Annotated in this window: 14 protein-coding genes; 8 read left to right on the forward strand and 6 right to left on the reverse strand. The window is 34.7% G+C overall.

Going from position 1 to position 23,381, the window contains the following annotated elements:
* Positions 1–14 precede the first annotated feature (14 nt).
* Entirely contained in the window at positions 15–1,448 is a 1,434-nt protein-coding gene (locus FF52_RS23830; protein WP_237718508.1) for a type I restriction endonuclease subunit R, read from the reverse strand.
* A 452-nt stretch (positions 1,449–1,900) separates the two neighbouring features.
* Here FF52_RS23830 and FF52_RS00320 point away from each other — a divergent pair, with 452 nt between their 5' ends.
* The 8 genes from FF52_RS00320 (at position 1,901) to FF52_RS00355 (ending at position 17,508) form a co-directional block, all read left to right on the forward strand.
* Positions 1,901–2,911 carry a LacI family DNA-binding transcriptional regulator gene (locus FF52_RS00320; RefSeq protein WP_008461987.1) on the forward strand — a complete coding sequence of 337 codons (1,011 nt, stop codon included), beginning with the start codon at positions 1,901–1,903 and terminating at the stop codon, positions 2,909–2,911.
* 252 nt (positions 2,912–3,163) lie between these two features.
* Complete coding sequence (locus tag FF52_RS00325) at positions 3,164–6,256, forward strand: SusC/RagA family TonB-linked outer membrane protein (RefSeq protein WP_008461988.1); 3,093 nt, start codon at positions 3,164–3,166, stop codon at positions 6,254–6,256.
* An 11-nt stretch (positions 6,257–6,267) separates the two neighbouring features.
* Positions 6,268–7,782, forward strand: coding sequence for a SusD/RagB family nutrient-binding outer membrane lipoprotein (locus FF52_RS00330; protein ID WP_008461989.1), 1,515 nt, complete (start codon positions 6,268–6,270; stop codon positions 7,780–7,782).
* Between the two features lie 432 nt (positions 7,783–8,214).
* Complete coding sequence (locus FF52_RS00335; RefSeq protein ID WP_157498473.1) at positions 8,215–10,203, forward strand: beta-mannosidase; 1,989 nt, start codon at positions 8,215–8,217, stop codon at positions 10,201–10,203.
* A gap of 168 nt (positions 10,204–10,371) precedes the next feature.
* Positions 10,372–12,633 (forward strand): GH92 family glycosyl hydrolase, encoded by a 2,262-nt coding sequence (locus FF52_RS00340; RefSeq protein WP_008461992.1) that lies wholly within the window; start codon positions 10,372–10,374, stop codon positions 12,631–12,633.
* A 197-nt stretch (positions 12,634–12,830) separates the two neighbouring features.
* Positions 12,831–15,116, forward strand: a complete 2,286-nt coding sequence (locus FF52_RS00345; protein WP_008461995.1) for a GH92 family glycosyl hydrolase — start codon at positions 12,831–12,833, stop codon at positions 15,114–15,116.
* A 6-nt stretch (positions 15,117–15,122) separates the two neighbouring features.
* A complete protein-coding gene (locus tag FF52_RS00350) occupies positions 15,123–16,586 on the forward strand; it encodes a glycoside hydrolase family 125 protein (RefSeq protein ID WP_008461997.1) in 1,464 nt (487 codons plus the stop codon).
* Between the two features lie 22 nt (positions 16,587–16,608).
* Positions 16,609–17,508, forward strand: coding sequence for an ROK family protein (locus FF52_RS00355; protein WP_008461998.1), 900 nt, complete (start codon positions 16,609–16,611; stop codon positions 17,506–17,508).
* Positions 17,509–17,616: 108 nt separating this feature from the next.
* Here FF52_RS00355 and FF52_RS00360 read toward each other — a convergent pair whose 3' ends face one another.
* The 5 genes from FF52_RS00360 to FF52_RS00380 all read right to left on the reverse strand — a co-directional run bounded on the left by FF52_RS00360 (position 17,617) and on the right by FF52_RS00380 (position 22,887).
* A complete protein-coding gene (locus FF52_RS00360; RefSeq protein ID WP_157498475.1) occupies positions 17,617–19,038 on the reverse strand; it encodes a ComEC/Rec2 family competence protein in 1,422 nt (473 codons plus the stop codon).
* 700 nt (positions 19,039–19,738) lie between these two features.
* On the reverse strand, positions 19,739–20,128 hold the full coding sequence (locus FF52_RS00365; protein WP_008462000.1) for a RidA family protein: 390 nt from the start codon (positions 20,126–20,128) through the stop codon (positions 19,739–19,741).
* Positions 20,129–20,205: 77 nt separating this feature from the next.
* Complete coding sequence (locus FF52_RS00370) at positions 20,206–20,778, reverse strand: Crp/Fnr family transcriptional regulator (RefSeq protein ID WP_008462001.1); 573 nt, start codon at positions 20,776–20,778, stop codon at positions 20,206–20,208.
* 231 nt (positions 20,779–21,009) lie between these two features.
* Positions 21,010–21,957 carry a helix-turn-helix domain-containing protein gene (locus tag FF52_RS00375; protein ID WP_008462002.1) on the reverse strand — a complete coding sequence of 316 codons (948 nt, stop codon included), beginning with the start codon at positions 21,955–21,957 and terminating at the stop codon, positions 21,010–21,012.
* A gap of 93 nt (positions 21,958–22,050) precedes the next feature.
* A complete protein-coding gene (locus tag FF52_RS00380; protein ID WP_008462003.1) occupies positions 22,051–22,887 on the reverse strand; it encodes an SDR family NAD(P)-dependent oxidoreductase in 837 nt (278 codons plus the stop codon).
* Positions 22,888–23,381 lie beyond the last annotated feature (494 nt).

The following is a 23,381-nucleotide window of genomic DNA, read 5'->3' on the forward strand; positions in this document are numbered from 1 at the left end:
TCTACTACAGCTTGCTAGGCAATTACTTCACCAGGTTTTGGGTTTACATCACCTTGCCCTTTAAAATAATCGATATGGAAACGCAGTACATTTTTGTCTTCTATTGCATGCGTTATTGTATAAGCATGCAATTGTTTTTCAAAAATTGATTCTGTTGTTTTGTATGTTGCTTCTTCGCCTTCTCTTACTGTATAATTTGAGTTATCTTCAAAAATAGGTGTTCCTGTAAAACCAAATAGTTGAGAATTTGGGAAAAAGGCTTTAATTGCTTTATGGTTTTCTCCAAACTGAGAACGATGGCATTCATCAAAAATGAATACCATTCGGCTGTCTTTCAGATATTGTAATCGTTCTTTATAGTTTTTAGTATCATCAAGAGCCAATCCTAATTTTTGGATAGTTGTAACAATAACCTTATCTGAATAATCAGAAGACAATAAACGTCTAACTAGACTTTCAGTATTGGTATTTTCCTCAACACTTCCTTCTTGAAATTTATTGAATTCTTCTCTTGTTTGCCTGTCTAAGTCTTTTCTGTCTACAACAAACAAACATTTATCAATTTCAGGATTTTCTTTTAAGAGTGTCGAAGCTTTAAAAGAAGTTAAAGTTTTTCCACTTCCCGTTGTATGCCAAATATATCCGTTACCGCGATTTTGATTGATACAATCTACAATCGCTTTAACCGCATATATTTGATAAGGTCGCATTACTAAAAGCTTTTGCTCACTTTCAACAAGAACCATGTATTTGCTGATCATTTCGCCCAAAGTACATTTTGACAAAAATTTATCAGCAAATAAATCTAAATGAGTTATTTTTTTATTGCTTTCGTCTGCTAATTGATAAACAGGTAAAAACTGTTCGTCAGCATTAAACTGAAAATGTTGATTCTTGTTATTAGCAAAATAATACGTGTTGGATTGATTACTTACAATAAACAATTGCATAAAACACATAAGAGAATTGTTATAACCATTTCCTGCATCGTTTTTATAATCAACAATTTGCTGCATTGCTTGTCTAGGAGATATACTAATCCCTTTTAACTCAACTTGGACAACAGGCAAACCATTGATTAGAATAATAACATCGTAACGATGGTTACTATTTTCAGTATTTATTCTTAACTGATTAATTACTTCGAACTCATTTTTACACCAATCTTTAATATTTACTAAAGTATAATGCAAAGGCGTTCCATCTTCACGCTGAAAATAATTTTTTTCACGTAAAGTTTTCGAAGCTGTGAAAACATCCTGCGTAATAATCTCATCACGTAAACGAGCAAATTCTGAATTACTTAAATTTACTCTGTTAAGTGATTCAAACTTTTCTCTAAAATTTTTTTCAAGAGAATGTCTGTCTCGTATATCAGGACGATAGGCATATTTTAAATCTTTCAGCTTGTTAACTAAGCTTTCTTCAATTTGGTTTTCTTTTGTCATTGAATATATAAAAGACCTGATTTTAATTATAAATAGCCAAAGATAAGTAATAAAGTAGTTTTTAAACTACTCGTTGGATATAAATTTATGAAGGAAAAATCTTTCCAAGTGAAAGTTTGGGTGAAAATTTAGAACCTTAAAATTTTGCAAATGTATTTTTTAACATTTCAAACATATTTTCCATTTTTTGAACCTTTTAGAGAAAAATTGTGATGAAAAATGATTGGTAAATCCCATTAAAATCAATTAAATCTGTACAAAATCTATAAAATACATATTAAAAGTCAAACTGACAATAACTAATCAAAAACCAGTATTTGCTGAATTTTTCGCTTTATTTTCGCTTTAAAAAAACGATTTATTGAAAAAAAATTTTACTAAAACGTTTTTGTAAGTTTCACTTGCATATATTTGCGATGTACTAAAATATTCAACAATACATTTTTTGTCCGATGAAAAAGATTACAATTAGAGATATTGCGAAACAGGCAGAAGTTTCTATTTCTACTGTGTCTTTTGTGATCAACGGAAAGGGCGAAAAAATGGCTATTAGCCCAACGGTAATTAAAAAAGTTCAGGATGTAGCGCAAAAATTGCAATATAAGCCAAGTATGATTGCTAGTAGTTTGAGAACTGGAAAAACAAGATCAATAGGACTTATTGTAGAGGACATATCCAATCAGTTTTTTGCGGATTTGGCTAGAGTTATAGAAGACGAAGCAAAAAATATAGATTACAGAGTTTTTTATTGCAGTACTGGTGATGATAATAACCGTTCTGAAGAATTAGTGCAAAGTCTTTTGCAAGCCAATGTGGAGGGTTTTATTATTACGCCGACTCGTAATTTAGAGAAAACAATCGGACAGCTTTTAAAATTGCAAAAACCTGTTGTTTTGATTGACCGATATTTTGCCAACCAAAAAGTAAGTCACGTTCTAATGGACAATTACGAAGCATCTTATTCGGCCACTAAATTTTTAATCCACAAAGGAAAAAAGAATATCGCCGTTGTGAATAATGAGTCTGGAATGATTCAGATGAAGCTAAGAGAAAAAGGATATGTAGAAGCCTTAAAAGAAGAAGGAATTTATAACGAAAAGTATACACTTCATTTGGATTATCATTCAAGTGAGCAAAGCAGAATTGAAGCCATTGTAAATTTCTTCAAGAAAAATAAAGAAATAGATGCAGTTCTTTTTTCAGCCAACTATCTCGGACTTGCAGGACTTCAGGCTTTTAGGATTTTGAAATGTAAAATTCCCGAAGATGTTTCCGTCATAAGTTTTGATGATCATGACAGCTTCAAGTTGCACACGCCCACAATCTCAGTTATTGCACAACCCATTGAAGAAATTGCCGTCAAATCGATACAGTTGCTAATGAGCCAGATGACAAATTTGGAAGATTTCAAAATAGAAAAGGTTCTCAAGAAAGGGACTTTGATAATAAGAGAATCTGTTTAACCAATCGAAAATTAAAAACGAAAATTAGAAATTAAAAAGTGTGACTTTTTTTTTAATCATTTCACTAAAACGATTTAGTAAGATTTTTTCTGGATTTTCTTAGACTTTAAAAAACTAAAACAGCTATTGAGATTACTTGTTATTCGAGCTGTAATATTGAAATAGAGTACAATTTTTTATTAATTATTTAAAAACAAACAACTTAACAACAAAACACAAAACAAATCAAAACCAATAACCAAAAAAACGCTTATGAGACGAATATTAGCAGTGTTAGGAGTGATATTGCTTAGCAGTTTGAGTGCTGCCGCGCAAAATCGATTAATAACCGGTATAGTTACAGATGCAGAGAACAAGGGAATTGTCGGTGCATCAATCGAAGTTCAGGGAAAACCATTTAGTGCTATTTCAGACGCCGAAGGCCGATTTAGAATGAATGTTCCCGAAGGTAAAGTTACCCTTAATGTATCTTCTATAGGGTTTCAGTCACAATCAGTGGCAGTTCAAGAAAAAGATACAAGAGTTGCCGTTACGTTAGTTGAAACAACGCAAGAATTGAAAGATGTTGTTGTAACTTCATTTGGAGTTAAAAAACAAAAGAAAAGTTTAGGTTACGCAGTTGGAGAACTAAAAGGAGAGGACCTGACAAAAAATAAAGAAATTAACTTAGGAAACGCGCTTCAAGGTAAAATTGCCGGAGTAAACGTTTCGGCGCCAGTTACTGGACCTTCAGGTTCTAGTCGTGTTGTAATTCGTGGAGCAACTTCTGCATCAGGGCTTAATCAGCCGTTGTATGTTGTTGATGGAATTCCGATTGACAATACACAGCAGGGAAATGCGGGTATGTGGGGAGGCGCGGATAAAGGAGATGGTATGTCATCTTTTAACCCAGATGATATCGCTTCGATGTCGGTTCTTAAAGGTAGTGCCGCTTCTGCTCTTTATGGGTACAGAGGATCAAACGGTGTTATCTTAATTACAACTAAAAAAGGTAAAAACGGAACGGGAATAGGAGTAGATTTCAGCACAAATTCTTCTTTTAATACGCCTGCAAGCCTTTTGAAATGGCAAGATCAATATGGTGCTGGAGCTCCAAATGCGAGTGGTGTGCCAACTAGATTTAACAATTTGCAAGAACTTAGAGACTCATACTATTTTGCATGGGGGGATAAATATGACGGAACGCCATCTTTATCACTTGACGGTAAAACAAGACCTTATCAAGCTTATGGAAAAGATAATGTGGAGAATTTCTACAGAACTGGATATTCTTTCAGCAATACTTTAGCAATTTCTGGAGGAAATGAATCAACAAATTTCAGATTGTCTTTCGGAAATACTAAAGACGAATCGATTATGCCAGAAACTACTTTTGGAAGAAACAACGTAGCTTTAAGCTTAAATTCGGCTCCAAATAAAAGAATTAGCATTGAAAGTAATGCTCAATATATTTCAGAGAAAAGCCATAATCGTCCATATTTAAATGATTCGCCAAGAAACCCTTCTTTTCCAACTACTTTCATGACTCCAGGTTCAGATATTAGATGGTTAAGCAATCCTTATGATGCTAATGGAGGCGAAGAAGACTTTTTAGGAGCAAACGTATATCATACCAATCCTTATTTTGCTACGAAATCTCCATTAAATGATGATCTTAGGAAGCGTTTTATTGGTTCTGCAAAAGTAAATTACAACATTACAGATAAAATTTATGCTAAGGCTGTTATTGGTATTGATGATATTAATTATGAATACACTGAAATTGAACCTACTGGAATAAACTATAATCCAGGAGGATCTATCGAAAATAGAATCGAAACTCGTTCTGAAGTAAATGCTTCTGGTTTCTTAGGATACAAAGGAGATATTGCTAAAGATATTTCATTGGATGCTTTTATTGGTGCAAACCGTCAGCATAACAGATACAGCGGAATCAAAATGAAAGGAAACAACTTTATTGTTCCGTTCAAATATTTCTACGGAAATACACAACCAGATAAAACAGAAAAATTATTCTCGGAAAGCGAAGTAAACTCTCTTTTCTATTCTGCAGATATTGGGTATAAAGATTTCTTATTCTTAAGTTTAACAGGTCGTGAAGATTGGTTTTCAACATTAGATCCTGCAAACAACAGTACTTTCTATCCTTCTGTAAGCTCAAGTTTTATTTACTCTGAAGTTATTGGTCTTCCTGAATGGATGTCTTATGGTAAGGTTAGAGTAGGATGGGGTAACGTTGGAGGTGCATTGCCAGAAGCTTATGCTTTAGCATTAACTTACACTACACCAGACGGACAGACAGATTCATTAGGACAGCCAATTTTGGGTGTAAACGGAGAAACAATTCCAAACAGAACTCTAAAACCTTATAATGTAAGTACAATTGAGTTTGGTTTCGAAAATACATTCTTCAATAATAGAGTGAGTACAGATTTGACTTTCTACAGCAAAAAAACTACAAATGATATTACAGATGCTGACGTTTCTCAAGCTTCTGGTTACAGAACAACAAAAATTAATGTTGGTGAAATCCTAAACAAAGGGGTGGAGTTTGCTGTTAATGTGAAAGCTATTAAGACGCCAAGTTTTTCTTGGAACGTAGCTTATAATTTTGCATACAATGATAGTGAGGTTTTGAATCTTTCTGATAAAATTACGACGAAAACATTAGAAGGAAACAGAGATGGAAGAGCTAATGTAGTTTTAGAAAAAGGACAGCCATTTGGAGTGATTAAAGCGTATGACTATTTAAGAGACGCTAATGGAAATATAGTGCTTGGCACGGATGGTAAATTCTTAAGAGGAAACTTAATCATTGCAGGACAAGGTGTTGCACCAACTTCAATGGGATTTTCAAATGATTTCTCTTATAAAAATTTCACACTTTCAGTTTTTGTTGATGCTAAATTTGGAGGAGAAATCTATTCAGCTACAAACCAGTTAGGAACACGTTACGGATTATCTGAAATTACGCTTCCAGGACGTGAAAATGGTGTTCAAGTAAACGGAACAGATGTAAACGGAAACCCAGTTAATACAAACGTTTCTGCTTACAATTATTGGAGAAGCTATAGTGATGTAACGTCAAACTTTGTTTACGATGCTGATTTTGTTAAGCTTAGAGCAATCTCATTTGCTTACAATTTCCCAAAAGCGTATTTACAAAAAACACCATTCCAGTCTGTTAGTTTAGCATTTTCAGCTCATAATTTATGGACTATTTATGACAAAGTTCCAAATATCGATCCTGAGTCAAATTACTCAAATAGTAATGCTCAAGGTATGGAGAGAGCTTCTATGCCATTGACAAGAAACTATGGTTTTGCACTTAATGTCAAATTCTAATTCTAAAAAAGATGAAAAATAGATATATCAAAATATTTTGTGTCGCAATTGTTGGTGCTTTGACATTAGCTTCATGCGATAAAGGATTCGAAGAAATGAATAAGAATCCAAATGCCTTAACAGATCCAGCTGTAAAATCTATGTTTACGCTTGCTGAGATTTATGTAGACGGACAAGATTTTTCTAACACAAGAGGAAACAATTTATACGCTGCACAAATCGTACAGCAGTTTTCTTCACTTGGAGGGCCGGGTTCAAAATACACGTATTCTTCTGAGTATTCTGCCGCTCTTTTTGGTGAGACTTACGGAAAAGGATTAAATCAGATTTTCCAATTATTATCTGTAGTAGAAAATACGCCAGAAAACACCAATATGATTCAGGCATTAAGAATTATGAAAGTTTTCTTGTTCCAAAAATTGACAGATACTTACGGTGAAGTTCCTTATTTTGAAGCTGGAAAAGGATATAACGGAAACGTGTTTTCTCCAAAGTATGATACACAAGAGGCTATTTACAATGATCTTTTAAAAGAATTAGACGAAGCTGGAACTGCACTTGATGCAGGCAAACCATTTGTCGGAAGTGCCGATTTGTACTACCAAAGTGATGTTGCAAGATGGAAAAAACTAGCAAACTCTTTAATGCTGAGAGTAGCAATGCGTTTATCTAAAGTAAATCCTGCAAAAGCAAAAGAATTTGTAGAAAAAGCTTATGCAAAAGGAGTTTTTACTTCAAATGATGACAGTTTGGTTTTAAAACACGATGCAGGTCCTGCAGGAGTTAAAACCAATCCAATTACATCTTCTTGGGTGAGAAACGATTTGAACGGAGGAGAATCTAACATTAAATTCAGTAAAACGTTTATCGATATGTTGAAAAACACAAACGATCCACGTTTAAGAATTTATGCAAAATTGGAAGCAACAGGAGATAATAATCCGGCAAGTCAGCAAGGTTTGGCAAATGATGCAAAAGAATTTCCAGGAGGAGACAAAAAATTATTCTCAGACCCAAATACTTCTACAGTATTGCGTTTAGATGCTCCAACATTAATTATGTCTTATGCTGAGGTTCAGTTTTTATTAGCAGAAGCAGCAGTAAAAGGATGGAATGTTGGCGGATCGGCTCAGACTTACTATGAAAACGGAGTAAAGGCGGCGATGAATATCTTAACCATTTTTGGAGATAAAGTGCCTGCGGTAACTCCAGCAGAATACAACACTTATATTACAACGTATCCGTTTAAATCTGCAGGAACAGAAGCGCAAAAAATCGAACAGATTATCACTCAAAAATGGATTGTATTGTTATTCAACGGTTTTGAAGCTTTTTCAGAATACAGAAGAACAGGCTACCCAGTTTTAGTTCCTGTGAATGATCCAACAGGAGAAACACAAGGAACAATTCCGAGAAGATTAATTTATGATCAGTCAGAACTTATCACAAATGAGGCTAATTATAAAGCAGCAATTCAACGTCAAGGTTTAGATTTAATGACCACAAGAATCTGGTGGGATAAATAATTTTTAAATTGGTTGGTTAGTTAAGATAAGTCGGGTACTGAGCATACCCGGCTTATTTTTAAAATCGTTTAATTGATTGATCTGAGAAGTAAGGAATTGAAAAATTATTTTACAGATTTAAATGCTTTTTTTTCGCAGCAACCAATACGATTCTGCTGAAAAAGATGGATTTTATTTTCTGGATTTTAAAAATTTCAAAATCCTATACTTAAAGTTTATTTCAATTATTTGAATTTAAAAACAACCCACATCAAAATAAAATAAAACATAAGGCAGTGGAAAAGAAAATATTTCTAGTTGTATTTTAGAGTTACTAACAAAGAATAAATTTTCAAGAGAAGGAATAGTGCGGTCAGTCTTTCCTTCTCTAAAACTGCCAAATTACTTACCTTTTTTAGTAATTTTAGAAGGTATTAAAATAGTACTCTGTAAATGAATTATCAAAAACAACTTCATTGGATAATGTCCTTATTTCTGGCTGGTTTTACGTCAATTTCCTTTTCGCAGAAAATTGATTTAAAAAACAATTGGAAGTATCGTGAAGAAAAAACACAAAAATGGTATTCGGCTACTGTACCAGGAGAAATTCATACCGATTTGCTAAACAGCAAATTAATTCCAGATCCATTTTACAGAGATAACGAGAAAAAACTGCAATGGATTGAACGTAAAAACTGGGAATACAAAACTGCTTTTCAGGTTTCGGCAAATATGCTGAAAAAGAAAAATACAGAATTAGTTTTTGACGGATTAGATACTTATGCATCAGTTTACTTAAATAATCAGCTAGTTTTAAAAGCCGACAACATGTTCCGTCAATGGCGTGTTGACGTTAAAAAAGTTTTGAAATCGGGAAATAATGATTTGCGAATCGTATTTCAATCAGCACAAAATGTAGTCGATTCATTGGCAAAAAAAGATTATCCATTTGTAATTCCAGACAATCCACGCGCCTATGTTCGCAAAGCGCAATACCATTTTGGCTGGGATTGGGGACCAAAATTCACCACTTGCGGAATATGGAAAACGCCAAGATTTGAAGCTTATGATGAAAAAGAACCTGAGAAACCGTATGTTTTAAATCGAAAAGTTGAATTAATACAAGACAAAGACAGTCTTGGCCGCTCTTTTTATTTTAAGATTGACGGAAAACCAGTTTACATGAAAGGAGCCAATTATATTCCGTCAGATGCTTTTCTTTCGAGAGTGACCAAAAAAGAATATGAAAAAATAATTTTATCTGCCAAAGAAGCCAATATGAATATGCTTCGCGTTTGGGGCGGTGGCATTTATGAAGATGATTATTTCTACGATTTATGCGATAAATACGGTATAAATGTTTGGCAGGATTTTATGTTCGCAGGTACAATGGTTCCTGGAGACGACGCTTTTTTTGATAATGTAAAAAAAGAAGTCCAATATCAGGTAAAGAGATTGCGCCATCATCCAAGCATTGTTTTATGGTGCGGAAATAATGAATCAGACGAAGCTTTTAAAAATTGGGGCTGGATGAAAAGTTTTAAAATTTCAAAACAATATTCAATCCGTTTGTGGAAAGATTATACGCGTTTATTTCATGACAGTATCCCAAAATGGGTAAAAGAAGTCGATGGAAAACGTCCGTATTTAAGCTCTTCACCATTATATCATTGGTCAAAAGCAAAAAGCGTGACCGAAGGAGACAGCCACTATTGGGGAATTTGGTGGGGATTAGAAGATATTGAAGCTGTTCAGAAAAAGACAGGACGTTTTGTGAGCGAATACGGAATGCTGTCTTTGCCAAATTATAATTCAATTGAAAGTTTCACTTCGCCAGAAGACCGACAATTATATTCAGATATACTAAAAGTACATTTAAAAGCAGGCAAAGGTTTTGAAAAATTAGATTCCTATCTCGCCAAATATTTTATCGATGAATCTAAAATAAAAAAGATGAATTTGGAAGATTATGCCTATTTGAGCCAGTGTCTGCATTATTATTCCATAAAAAATATTGTTGGCATACATCGTGCTAAAGCGCCTTATAATATGGGGACTTTAGTTTGGCAGTTAAATGACTGTTGGCCTGTAGCAAGTTGGAGCATTACAGATTACAATAATCGACAGCCAAAAGCTGCTTGGTATGCCATAAAAGAAGCTTATAGAGACGACATAAAACCAGAAACCGATTTTACACATCCGAAAGATTTGGCATTAGAAGACCCAAAAATCAGCTGGAAAATAAAAGGAAATAACGTAGTTGTAAAAGCCCAGAAAATGGCAAAATATGTTTGCATTTCGATGAAAGGCTATAGCGGAAAATGGAGCGATAATTATTTTGATCTAAAAGCGGGAGAAGAAAAAACAATTTCGTTTGAAGGTAAAATGGCGAAGCCAGAGATTAAGATTTATTCTTTGTTTGAGGTTTTCGAAAGGTACTAAGGTGGCTGAGGTTCTAAGTTGTAAAGGGATAAAGGTTTTTCGTAGAGACGCACTGAAGTGCGTCTTACCCACAGAATTTAAAAACATTTAAACAATTAAACGGACAAGGATATTCCGTAGAAACGCACCGCAGTGCGTCTCACCTACAGAATTTAAAAATTAAAATATATGAGAATAGTATTTAGCGGTTTTTTGGCTTTAAGTTTACTTTTGGCCAATCCGATAATTTCACAGCAAAAAAAGACAAAACAAACAGATGTAAATTATACGCAATATGTAGATCCGCTTATTGGTTCGGCGGGGCATGGTCACGTATTTGTAGGTGCAAATGTTCCTTTTGGAGCCGTACAGTTGGGACCGGTAAATATTTTTGAAGGTTGGGATTGGTGCAGCGGTTACAATTATGCCAGCAATACGATTTTAGGTTTCACACACACGCATTTAAGCGGAACCGGAATTGGGGATTTAAATGATATTCTTGTTTTGCCTATAAGCGGAAAAGTTGGTTTGACCAAAGGAACAAAAGAAGATATGGTAAACGGTTACGGTTCGTATTTCTCTCATAAAAACGAAGTGGTAAAACCAGGATATTACAGCGTTTTATTGGATAAATATAAAATTAAAGCTGAATTAACGGCAAGTGAAAGAGTTGGTTTTCATAAATATACTTTTGAGAGCCCAAACGATTCACACATTTTAATTGATCTTGCTGACGGAATCGGCTGGGACAGACCAGTAAAAACTTTCATTAAAAAAATAAGCGAAACCAAAATTGAAGGGTATCGTTATTCGGCTGGATGGGCTGCCGATCAGCGTATTTATTTTGCAATGGAATTCTCTGAGTCGATTACAAATATGATGGTTTATGATAGTACAGCTACAGTAAAGGGAACAGAAGGCGAAGGCCTGAAAATAAAAGCGGTTTTAGATTTTAAAAACTTAAAAAGCAAACAGATTCTGGTAAAAGTCGGAATTTCTCCAGTTAGCACAGAAAATGCATCTGCCAATATAAAAGCAGAAATTCCGAATTGGGATTTTAATGCAGTTGTAAAATTGGCAGATTCAAAATGGAACAAAGAGCTAAATAAAGTTCAGATAAAAGCAGATGAAAAAACAATGAAAGTTTTCTATACTTCGTTGTATCATACGATGTTTGCACCTTCTATTTTTAATGATGCGAATCGAGATTACTTAGGAACAGATAAAAAGGTTTACGAAAAAGCCAATTTTACCAATTACACTACTTTTTCACTTTGGGATACGTACCGCGGACTGCATCCATTATACACTATTACACAGCCTGAAAAAATCAATGATATTGTAAAATCGTTTTTAGCGATTTATCAGCAGCAAGGAAGATTGCCGGTTTGGCATTTAATGGGCAATGAGACCAATACCATGAACGGAAACCATTCTATAGCGGTTATTGTTGATGCGTATTTAAAAGGATATCGTGATTATGATATCAATTTGGCATATGAAGCGATTAAAAAAACGGCAATGCAGACCCGCGACGGAATGGATTATGTTCAGAAATTAGAATATATTCCTGCCGATAAATTATTAGAATCTGTTGGAAATGCTTTAGAATATGCGATTGATGATTACTGTATCGCTTTAATGGCAAAAGCTTTAAACAAAACAGACGATTATAATTATTTCACCAAAAGAGCGAATTTATACAAAGAGTATTTTGATAAAGAAACCACTTTTATGCGCGGTAAATTGGCAAATGGAAATTGGAGAACACCATTTAATCCGCTTTCGTCTGCACACCGTAAAGACGATTATGTTGAGGGAAATGCGTGGCAATATACTTGGCTGGTTCCTCAAGATCCGTACGGTTTGATCGATTTATTTGGAAACGAAGATAAATTTATCGCAAAACTGGATTCACTTTTTCTTCTGACAGATAAAGTAGAAGGGGAGGATGTTTCGCCAGACATCAGCGGTTTAATTGGGCAATATGCTCATGGAAATGAGCCAAATCATCATATTCCGTATTTGTATGCTTATGTGGGGCAGCCTTGGAAAACAGCAAGATTAATTCGAGAAATCGATGAGAAATTCTATTCAACAAAACCAGACGGATTATGCGGTAACGAAGATTTAGGACAAATGTCGGCTTGGTATGTTTTATCTTCTATGGGATTCTATTCAGTTAATCCAGCAAACGGAATTTATGTTTTAGGAAGTCCATTGGTAAATTCAGCCATTATCCATCACAAAAAAGGTATTTCATTTACAATAAGTGCAATTAATAACAGTGCTTCAAATATGTATATCCAAAAAGTAGAATTTAATGGGAAGCCGTACACAAAATCATACATCACACATGATATGATTGTAAAAGGCGGTGAACTTAAATTGTATATGGGAAGCAAACCGTCAGCAACATTTGGAGTGAAGAAAGAAGATAGACCTCAATAATTTAAGATTTAAGAGTTCTGATTTTAGATTTCCTAACAAGTTTTTGAAATCTGTTAGGTATAATTTAAGTTTAAGATTCATGGTCGCTTTGTCAAAGTTTTAAACTTTGACAAAGCTTGGATAATAGAAATTGGCATTTTATAAAAAAATAAATACCTAACAAGTTTTTAAAACCTGTTAGGATAGCAACACAGAATATGAAAATAAAAAGTTTAATTTTTTTAGGAATAGTACAGTCCTGTCTTTTTTTAAATGCACAGGTAAAATCCGTAGATCCTGTAGAATATGTAAACCCGTTAATGGGAACACAATCTTTGCATAATCTTTCAAACGGAAATACCTATCCCGCCATCTGCAGACCTTGGGGAATGAATTTCTGGACGCCTCAAACGGGGAAAATGGGCGATGGATGGGCTTATACCTATACGGCAGAAAAAATCAGAGGATTTAAACAAACTCATCAGCCATCTCCTTGGATGAATGATTACGGTCAGTTTTCGATTATGCCTGTTACGGGGAAATTGGTTTTCGCTGAAGACGAACGTGCGAGTTGGTTCAGTCATAAAGCAGAAGTTTCAAAACCCTATTATTACAGCGTTTATCTGGCAGATCATGATGTTACGACTGAAATTACAACAACAGAAAGAGCTGCACATTTTCAGATCACATTTCCAGAGAACGAAAAATCTTCTATTGTAATTGATGCGTTTGATAAAGGTTCGTATATCAAAATAATTCCTTCAGAAAACAAAATAATTGGCTATACAACGCGTAACAGTGGAGGTGTCTCTGAAAATTTTAAGAATTATTTTGTGCTAGTATTTGATAAAAAGTTTTTAACCAATTCAACTTGGATTGATAAAGTTTTATCTGCTGATAAATTAGAAGCAGAAGGAAAACATGTAGGAGCAATTATCGGATTTCGAACTAAAAAAGGTGAAAAAGTAAATGTAAAAATAGCATCATCTTTTATAAGTTTTGAACAGGCTGAATTAAACTTAAAAAATGAATTAGCCAATGCTTCATTCGAAGAAACGGTTTCGCAATCTAAAACAGAATGGAATAAAGTTTTAGGAAAAATTGCCGTAGAAGATACGAATGAAGATCAATTAAAAACCTTTTATTCTTGTTTGTACCGTACGGTTTGTTTTCCTCAAAAACAATATGAAATCAATAAAGACGGCGATATAGTACATTACAGCCCATATAATGGGAAAGTTCTGCCGGGTTATATGTATGCAGGAACTGGATTTTGGGATACTTTCCGTGCTTTATACCCATTGTTAAATCTAGTGTATCCTTCTATAAACAAGGAAATGCAAGAAGGATTGATAAATGATTATAAGGAAGGTGGATTTCTGCCAGAATGGTCAAGTCCAGGTTTTAGAAATGTCATGGTTGGAAATAATTCTGCTTCTGTAGTTTCTGATGCTTATATGAAAGGATTACGCGGTTATGATATCAATACTTTGTACGAAGCTTTACAGCACGGAGCCAATAATGAAGGACCAATGGATGCTGTTGGCAGAAAAGGAGTTCAGTATTACAATACTTTAGGATATGTTCCGTATGATGTGAAGATCAACGAAAATGCAGCGCGAACACTCGAATATGCTTATGATGATTTTGCAATTTGGAAATTGGCAAAAGCTTTAGATCGTCCTAAAAAAGAAATCAATTTGCTTGAAAAGCGAATGATGAATTATAAAAATCTCTATAATCCTTCTGTTGGATTAATGAGCGGACGAAATAAAGACGGCAGTTTTCCGGCCAATTTTAATCCGTTCAAATGGGGAGACGCTTTTACAGAAGGTAACAGCTGGCATTACAGTTGGAGCGTTTTTCACGACATTCAAGGTTTAATTGATTTAATGGGAGGAGAAAAGAATTTCACTGCAAAATTGGACGATGTATTTACAATGCCTCCAGTTTTTGATGACAGTTATTATGGAGCTGTTATTCATGAAATCCGTGAAATGCAGATTATGAACATGGGGCAATATGCTCACGGAAATCAGCCAATTCAACACATGATTTATTTATATAATTATGCAGGAGAACCTTGGAAAACGCAATATTGGTCAAGAGAAGTGATGAACCGTTTGTACAAACCAACTCCAGATGGTTATTGCGGAGACGAAGATAACGGACAAACTTCTGCATGGTATATTTTCTCAGCAATGGGGTTTTATCCAGTTTGTCCAGCGACAGACGAATATGTTTTGGGAGCGCCTTTGTTTAAGAAAACAACGTTACAGTTAGAAAACGGAAAACAGCTTATTATCAATGCACCGAATAATTCAGAAACCAACAAATATGTAAACGAATTGAAATGGGATAATGCTTCTCATTCTAAAAATTACATCAACCATTTTGATGTATTAAAAGGAGGCGAATTAAATTTTGATATGACAAGTTCTCCGAATTTAAAAAGAGGAACAACAAAAGAAGCCTACCCATATTCGTATTCAAATTCAAAATAAAAAGATATGCAGTCACGTAGAAAATTTATAAAAAACGCAGGCATTTTTTCCGCAGGAGTATTAGCACTTCAAACAGAAGCTTTCGGATTTAATTCAGATGCTTTTCAGTTGCCGCTAAAAGATTTTGTTTCTAAAAGGCCTCCAGTTGCTGAAAGAAAATTTACAAGTAAAGCGATTGAAGCTGCGATCGTGCGCATTAAAAAACAAATTGCCAATCCAGAATTGGCATGGATATTCGAAAACTGTTTTCCAAACACATTAGATACAACAGTAGATTTTGAAATTATTGACGGAAAACCAGATACATATGTAATTACGGGTGATATTGATGCCATGTGGCTTAGAGACAGTACAGCTCAGATCTGGCCTTATATTCCGTTTGTAAAAGAAGATCCAAAACTGGCAGAATTGGTAAAAGGAGTAATTAATCGTCAAGCGAAATGTATTCTGCTGGATCCATATGCGAATGCTTTTTATAAAGATTTCACGAAGGAAAGTGAGTGGAAAAACGATCTTACCAAGATGCAACCCGGAATTCATGAAAGAAAATGGGAAATTGACAGTTTGTGTTATCCCGTTCGATTAGCGCACGGATATTGGAAAGAAACGGGAGACATCAGCTTATTTGATGCCAAATGGAAAGAAGCCATGCTTTTGATTCTGCAAACTTTTAAAGAACAGCAGCGAATGGATGGCAAGGGCGGTCCTTATAGTTTTCAGCGTCAGACGGCTTGGGCGACAGATGGAGTTCCGTTAGGCGGTTATGGTTATCCAGTAAAACCTTGCGGATTAATCGTTTCGACTTTCCGACCAAGCGACGATTCTACTTTATTCGGTTACCTGATTCCGAGCAATATGTTCGCTATTGAAATATTAGGCTATCTGATTGAAATTTTCTCTCTTCCAGCTTTAAAAGATAATGATTTAGTAGCGAAAGCCACAAAATTAAGAGATGAGGTTCAAAACGGATTAAAAGAACACGGAATTATCAATCATCCAAAATTCGGAAAAATCATTGCTTTTGAAGTAAACGGTTACGGCAGTTTCCACATGATGGACGATGCTAATGTACCTTCTTTATTATCATTGCCATATTTAGGTGCGATTGCTCCAAATGATCCTTTATATCTTAACACAAGAAAAGTGGTATTGTCTGAAAATAATCCGTTTTTCTATAAAGGAAAAGCAGGAGAAGGTATCGGAGGTCCGCACACAGGAGTTGATACCATTTGGCCTATGAGTATTGTTTTGAGAGCCATTACGAGTGTAGACGAAAACGAAATTAAAGCTTGTATCAGTAATTTAATTAAAACCAATGCAGATACTGGATTTATGCACGAATCGTTCCATAAAGACGATGTCAATAAATTTACCCGTAAATGGTTTGCTTGGGCAAATACATTATTTGGCGAAATGATTGTACATACCAGTGTACATTATCCTCAAATTCTAAAAGATAAAAATATCTAGTACTAAAGCTTAATAATTAAAAATGAATACATCACACGCCATTGGGCTAGATATAGGAGGAACGCATATTACAGCTGCGGTTATTAATAAAACAGAGATGAAAGTGCTTGACTTTTCACTCTGTAAAGAGTCCTTCGATTCGAATAGGCCAGTAGACGAGGTTATGAACATTTGGAAAAAAGTAATCAGCACCTCAATTGAAAATTCTAAGATTAAAGACATTACAGGAATTGCTATTTGCATGCCTGGACCATTTGATTATAAAACCGGAATTTGCTGGATTAAAGATCAATCTAAATATGAACACTTTTACGGATTGAATATTAGAGAATTGCTTCTCGAAACTCTTGGTTTTCCTGCAGATTTTCCAGTTCTTTTTGAAAATGATGCGGTCTGCTTTGGAAAAGGAGAAGTTTTCAAACAACAACAAAACCTTTCTAAAAAAGTAATGGCCGTTACATTAGGAACAGGATTAGGAGCTTGTTTTATTGATAAAGGAACATCTATCAGCTCAGGAAATTCTGTTCCGACTGACGGAGAAATATACAACCTGCCTTATAGGGATGGAATTGCAGAAGATTATGTTTCAGTTAGAGGTCTTTTGTCGCATTATAAATCTTTGAGCAATAAAGATCTTAATAATGGATTAGAACTTTATAATCTAGCAAAAAACGGAGATAAGCAAGCAATCTTGGTATTTGAAAGAATGGGAGAGGATTTAGCCGAAGTTGTTATTCCGTGGATTAAAAAATTTGCAGCTGACCATATTATTATTGGCGGTAAAATTGCTAATGCAAGTGATTTGTTTCTGTTTTCATTTGATAAAGTAATTCAGGAATCTGATTTAAAAATCGAAATTTCCATTTCAAATGACAATGAAATCGCTGCCTTATTAGGAGCGGTCAGTTTTCTATGTGATTAAAAACAAAAAAGGATGAGGTTTAGTTCATCCTTTTTTGTTTTAAGAAGTAATTTCAAATCCTAGTTTGATATTATTAATGGGTAAATACAAGCCAAATAAAAACTATTGTCAGAATTGATATTCAAAGTCATTTAAGGCTTGATTCCACAAGATTTCTTGGATATCCCATGAGCCCCTGTTTGAGGGTGCTTCTAATTTTTGAGCAATTATTATTTTCTCACCGTCAGTGCGCACGTTAATCATACCGTAAACTGTTACTAAACGCTCTTTGTCTATTGGTATGGCTGAAGAAGTTTTGTTTTGAGTTCTTTGCAAAAATTCTGGTGTAGATCTGGAAAGCTCTGTTGAAAATATCAATGATCTTAAACCACGACTATACTTTCCAATGGTTCCAAGCGTATCGGGACGCGGATGGCAGTGCGGTTCTTCATCTCCACTAGAAATAATGGTGGCGATAGGGTTTAGCGCATCCATAAACTCACTAGTAAAGTCTGATGAACCATGATGGCAAGATTTGGCTATGTCAGTTTGAAAAACTGTCCTTGCTTGAAGTATTGCGGCACGAAGAGCATTTTCGGCATCCTGTCTTTGAGTTGCAGTGGCTGATTTAAGTGCAGCTCGAAGTGCTGGAATATCTGCTCCAGTATAATGTTTCATCAAATGATCTTCGGCGGGTTCATTTAAATCTCCTCCAAGGAGCAGTTTGACTTTGCCTATTTTAAGTTTTAGAATAATAGAATGACCATTTTTAGTTTTGCCTTTATTGTCTTTAAAAACCTGTAAAGCTCTTTTGCCTTGAATGTTTTCCGCAACAGGTCCTAAAATTTCCATAACTGTATTTTGACTGCCAAGAGCAGGTAGTCCAGCGCGCAGCCCGATTTTATCTGCCGTGGTTTTTAACAGCATTTTAATGTAATTCCCTTGTCCTGTGGGAGAGCTTACTCTGTTTTGAAAGTCTGAGTTATATTCACAAAGATCAGTAATGTAATCTTTACCTTGATGAGAGATTAATGTTCCGAGTGAAGATGGATCTTCTCCGCTTTTTTCGATCATGCAGTTATGATATACTTTTTTTATTGTAAAGGTTTTACGTCCTTCTTTTTCATGTGTGAAAATTTTGGTGAAACCAGCATAATGATCTTCATCTGAATGTGAAATAATGATATCCATGGGAGGTGGAAACTTGCCAGGTTTGTTAAGATTGAATCTCCATTTTAAAAAGCGGAACATATTATCAGAGGCACCTGCATCTATAATGTAATGCTGATCTTCGGGGGTAACTACGTGACAGCCGTCTCCTTGACCGACATCAACAAAATTAACCTCTAGTATTCTGTTGGGCTGTATTTCTTCAGGTCTGATCCAGCCGCTTTTATTTCTTCCTCTAACCTTCACATATTGTTTGTTATTATGTTCTTTGTAGACAGGAAGACCATCAGGTCCTGTTAGAAGACCGATCCAATCTCCAAATAATAAGTGTTTTACCCATTTAAATGTTGTTTTGCCTTTTTTGTCTGTAACATAGTCCATTATTTTTACAGAAGGGAACGTGGCAAATCCATATTTGTTATTGATAATTTTCTGATCCATTTTTTTGTGATATTGGTTAGAAATAGTGTTTTGTTTTTGAGTGCTAATATTTTTGTATTCTTAGTGTTTAAAATATTGATTTACACAAAGTTATTTAAAATGATTCTTGTGGCTTCAAGTATAACTACCTGATTAGCAGCTATGAAAATTAAAGATGCAGTTTTAAAGCCTTACTATATTTGAATCGTGATTCGATAATCTTTAATAGAGCAATAAAATAGCGCACAAAAAAAAATTGCGAAACTTTTTGAGAAATTTTGTAAATATTGGATATTCGTGTAAAAGACAATCCCCTTCAAATTATTTAATTTGAAGGGGATTGTTGTATTTCTCGATTTCTTGAAAATATTAAAAAAGAAAGCCTCTCACCAGATTTATGGGTTTTAAAGTTAGGAGAAAAAGGGACAAATTTTCCCCATCTCATTTATACTGTTTCTAATTTTTTATAATTTATTGCGCAACGATTCTGCCATTAACTTTAAAATGTGACGTTTTAATGTGTAATGTATTGCTTTTTAATTAGTTATAGTTCTTTTTTTTGATTAAAAAAAATGCGTTTTTAATTTATAATAGCACGAAAAATCACAAAAATAAAAATGGCAAATAGTGAAATAATTGCCATTTTTAACTCTTACCGAAATTATCTGGCAAGAGTAGCTTCAAACTCTACCTTTAAAGTTTCAAAAAGAGACTTGACTTCCAAAACAGTACTAGTTTGCTGTACCTGATTTTTGCTGAGCCACTGCTGTATAACATCGAAGTTCTCAAATAATTCAGAAGAATCAATGGTATAAATATTGAGACGAACGAGATTTCGAGCTTCATATCCACTTGATCGAATAACTTTTTCAAGATTTTCAATGGTGTGGATAATCTGCGTCCTCATATCAGAATTGCTCGATATTCCGTCTTCACTAATGGCACATTGGCCTGACACATATAAAGTGGCATCTGCATGTTTAACTTCAACTGCCTGCACATAATTTCTGGCATCCTGCCAGTTCCAAGGATTGATTACTTTCTTTTCCATTTCTATAAAAATATTATGAGACAAAGCTCAAGATATTTTTTCATTCACCCGTGTGACAAACCTCACAATTAATAAAATCAAGAGAACAGACGGCTTAAGGTTTCCCTGGACACACCAAGGTAAGAAGCAAGCAGTAATTTTGGAATTCGTTGTACCAAAGCTGGATTTCGGGCTATCAGCTGCTCATATCTTTCTTTTGCCCCCAAAGTTAAAAATGATAAAATCCGTTGCTGAGAACCGATATGACCGGCAATTGATTTACGAAGGAAAAAGCGTTCTATCTTTTGTAGATGATTACACAACATTTCAAAATTTTCTAGCGATAGACAAAGTAATTCAGTGTCTTCCAAACATTCTAAAGTAAATGAAGCATACCCCCTCGTATAAAAGGCCGAAACATCGGTTTCCCACCAATCTTCCATTGCAAATGAAACAATATGCTGTTTAATATTCTTGTCTGTATAATAGAACTTCATAAGACCGGACAAAACAAAGTATATATATTTTACGTCTTCACCCTCCTTAAAAATACATTCAGATTTTTTATATTTCTTGTGAATAAAACATTCTCTTACAAATGCAAATTCTTCGTCAGTAAGGGGAACGACTTTCTCTATATGTTCTTTTAGCAAATTATATTTATCTTCCATTGGATTCTAGGTACCAATTGTGGCTGTTTCGGTTTGTTTTTAATTTATTCCAATCCATATCAAATATACAGCTTTATAAAAATGCCGCGAGTATATTATACAAAGATCTTGGATATATAAAAATGGAAGATAGAAAATTCCTAAAGCTGTTGCCAGTGTAGATTTCCGGTAAACGCATGCTGGCGCCACACTCCTTAAAAAAAAATACTGAAATGAGCAAATTGTAAAAAATTAATTGAATTGAGCTCTATATTGTTGTGGGCTATGTTTGGTTTTTAATTTAAATAATCTGCTAAAGGATTGAGGCTGTTCAAAACCTAATTCAAATGCAATTTCAGAAATACTTAGAGCTGTAGCAGATAATTTATTTTTAGCACGGTAAATCATTTTATCATGAATAATTTGTTGGGTGTTTTGCCCTGTAAGTTTTCTTAATAGATCACTTAAATAACTTGCTGACATATGTAGCTGATCAGCTAAATAATTAACGGTTGGAACTCCAGCATGCAAGGCCTTATTACTATTAAAATAATCCTCCAACAACTGATCAATACGATCGGTAAGACTAGAATAGTTTTGTTTTCTCGTAAGAAACTGCCTATTATAAAAACGTTGTGCATAGTTTAGTAATAGTTCAATTTGAGATATGATCACATTATGGCTCATTTCGTCTATACGGTTTTCAAGCTCTTCTTCAATATTTCTGAATAGCGATAGAATGGTTTCTTTTTCTTTTGTCGAAAGGTGAAGCGCTTCATTGGCAGCATAAGAGAAAAAGGTATACTGATGGATCTTTTGTGCCAATGGGTATTGCAGTAAAAAATCAGGATCTATAAGCAGTGTGATCTGCGGGCTAAGTATTTTTTGTTGTGCAGTTTCCTCTTTATTATCTTCTATTGAAGATAGAATTTGCTGTGGAGCTACAAAAAACAAACCTCCCTCTTTAAAATCAAATTTAGTCTTGCCGTACATCAACTCTCCTCCGGTATTTGGTTTAAAAGCTATTTTATAATAATTCAACACGTGCGATTTTTTAGGCGCATGGCCTTTAAGCGGCTTGTCCACTCCGTTTAGCAAAACGATTAAAGGGTGCTTTGGGGGCGGAAAACCAGATGTCTCCATTACGTCAGCCAGCGTATTGAATCTTTTTATGGATTGATTCGATTTTTTTGAAACCATGTTATAAAAATTCTAGAATACAAGTTAAGCAATATTCGCTTTTTCCCTAGAAAAAAAGCGAATAAAAGTACGTCAAAAACATCATAGATGAGATTAGCCTTGAGCTGCTTCTGAAACAGTTTTCCAAGTTTCCCATTCCTGAAGACGTTCAGCATAGGTTTGTTGAATATATGGCAAATCATTTTTACCCAAAAGCAATCTCAATGGTGGATTTTCAGCATCTACAACTGCAAATATAGCCTCGGGAGTGGCAATAGGATTTCCTCGTTCCAGCTTTTGTAAATTTTCAATCAACCTGCTTTTTAAATCATCATAATCCGCTATTTTTTTGCTGGCTATTTTTAGCGATTCGGCACTGCCAAATTCAGTGCTGTATGCCCCAGGTTCAATCAGCGTTACTTTGATGCCAAATGTGGCAACTTCTTTCGATAAACTATCATAGATAGCTTCAAACGCAAATTTTGAAGAACAGTAATAACCAATAAGAGGATTGCTATAAATGCCAACGGCGCTGGATGTCCCCAAAATATGGCCATAACCTTGAGCCCGCAGTATAGGCAATGCCGCCTGAATTATATGGATAGCTCCCATAATATTGGTTTCGTACATGGCCTTTATCTCATCGGTGCTGCTCTCTTCGATGGTGCCCACCAGAGAATATCCTGCATTATTGAACACAATATCTAATCTTCCAAAATATCTATTGGCCTCACTGATGGCATTCTGCACTTGCGAGGCATTGGTTACATCCACTTCAAGAACCAAAACCTGATCGCCATACATTTCTTTTAATGTGGCAATGCTATTAATGTTGCGTGCCGTAGCTGCGACTTTGTCTCCGCGTTTCAGGGCGGCTTCTGTCCATATTTTTCCAAAACCTCTTGAAGATCCTGTAATGAACCAAACTTTTTCTTTCTGTTTATTTTCCATTTTTTAATTGTATAAATATAACGGCAAAGTTGGTTCCAAATAGAGATAATGGCGTTGCTTAAATGAGGATTGTCATAACCAAAACGAAAAATTGATAATTAGATTCGAAAATGGTAATGGTAAAAACAAGATTTGGAGGGTTTAACTGGCAGGGACATTGCTGTTTTGGCGAGAATATAATTATTTTGTTGAGATTTTGTTGTCTCAAGTTTCGGGATATCAGTAGGTTATTCGAAACTTGTTTGTAAAATAAACCAAATTCCTGCAGATTCGAACCAAAGTTCAGTATCGTTGGTTTTGTTCATTTTTCAATCGCGATTTTGTGCCGTGATTCTTCAACTAAAGTTCTGTGCGGTTTTGAAAATATTGAAAAGCGGAATAAAAGAAGAAACCCTGTAAATTTTCTAATTTGCAGGGTTTTTTGTGAATTTTAGCTTTTTTTGTAAACTTTGAAAAGTCTCTTTTTAAGCTCTCAGCGGAGAAAGAGGGATTCG

The organism is Flavobacterium sp. F52, assembly GCF_000278705.1.
Lineage (GTDB): Bacteria > Bacteroidota > Bacteroidia > Flavobacteriales > Flavobacteriaceae > Flavobacterium > Flavobacterium anhuiense.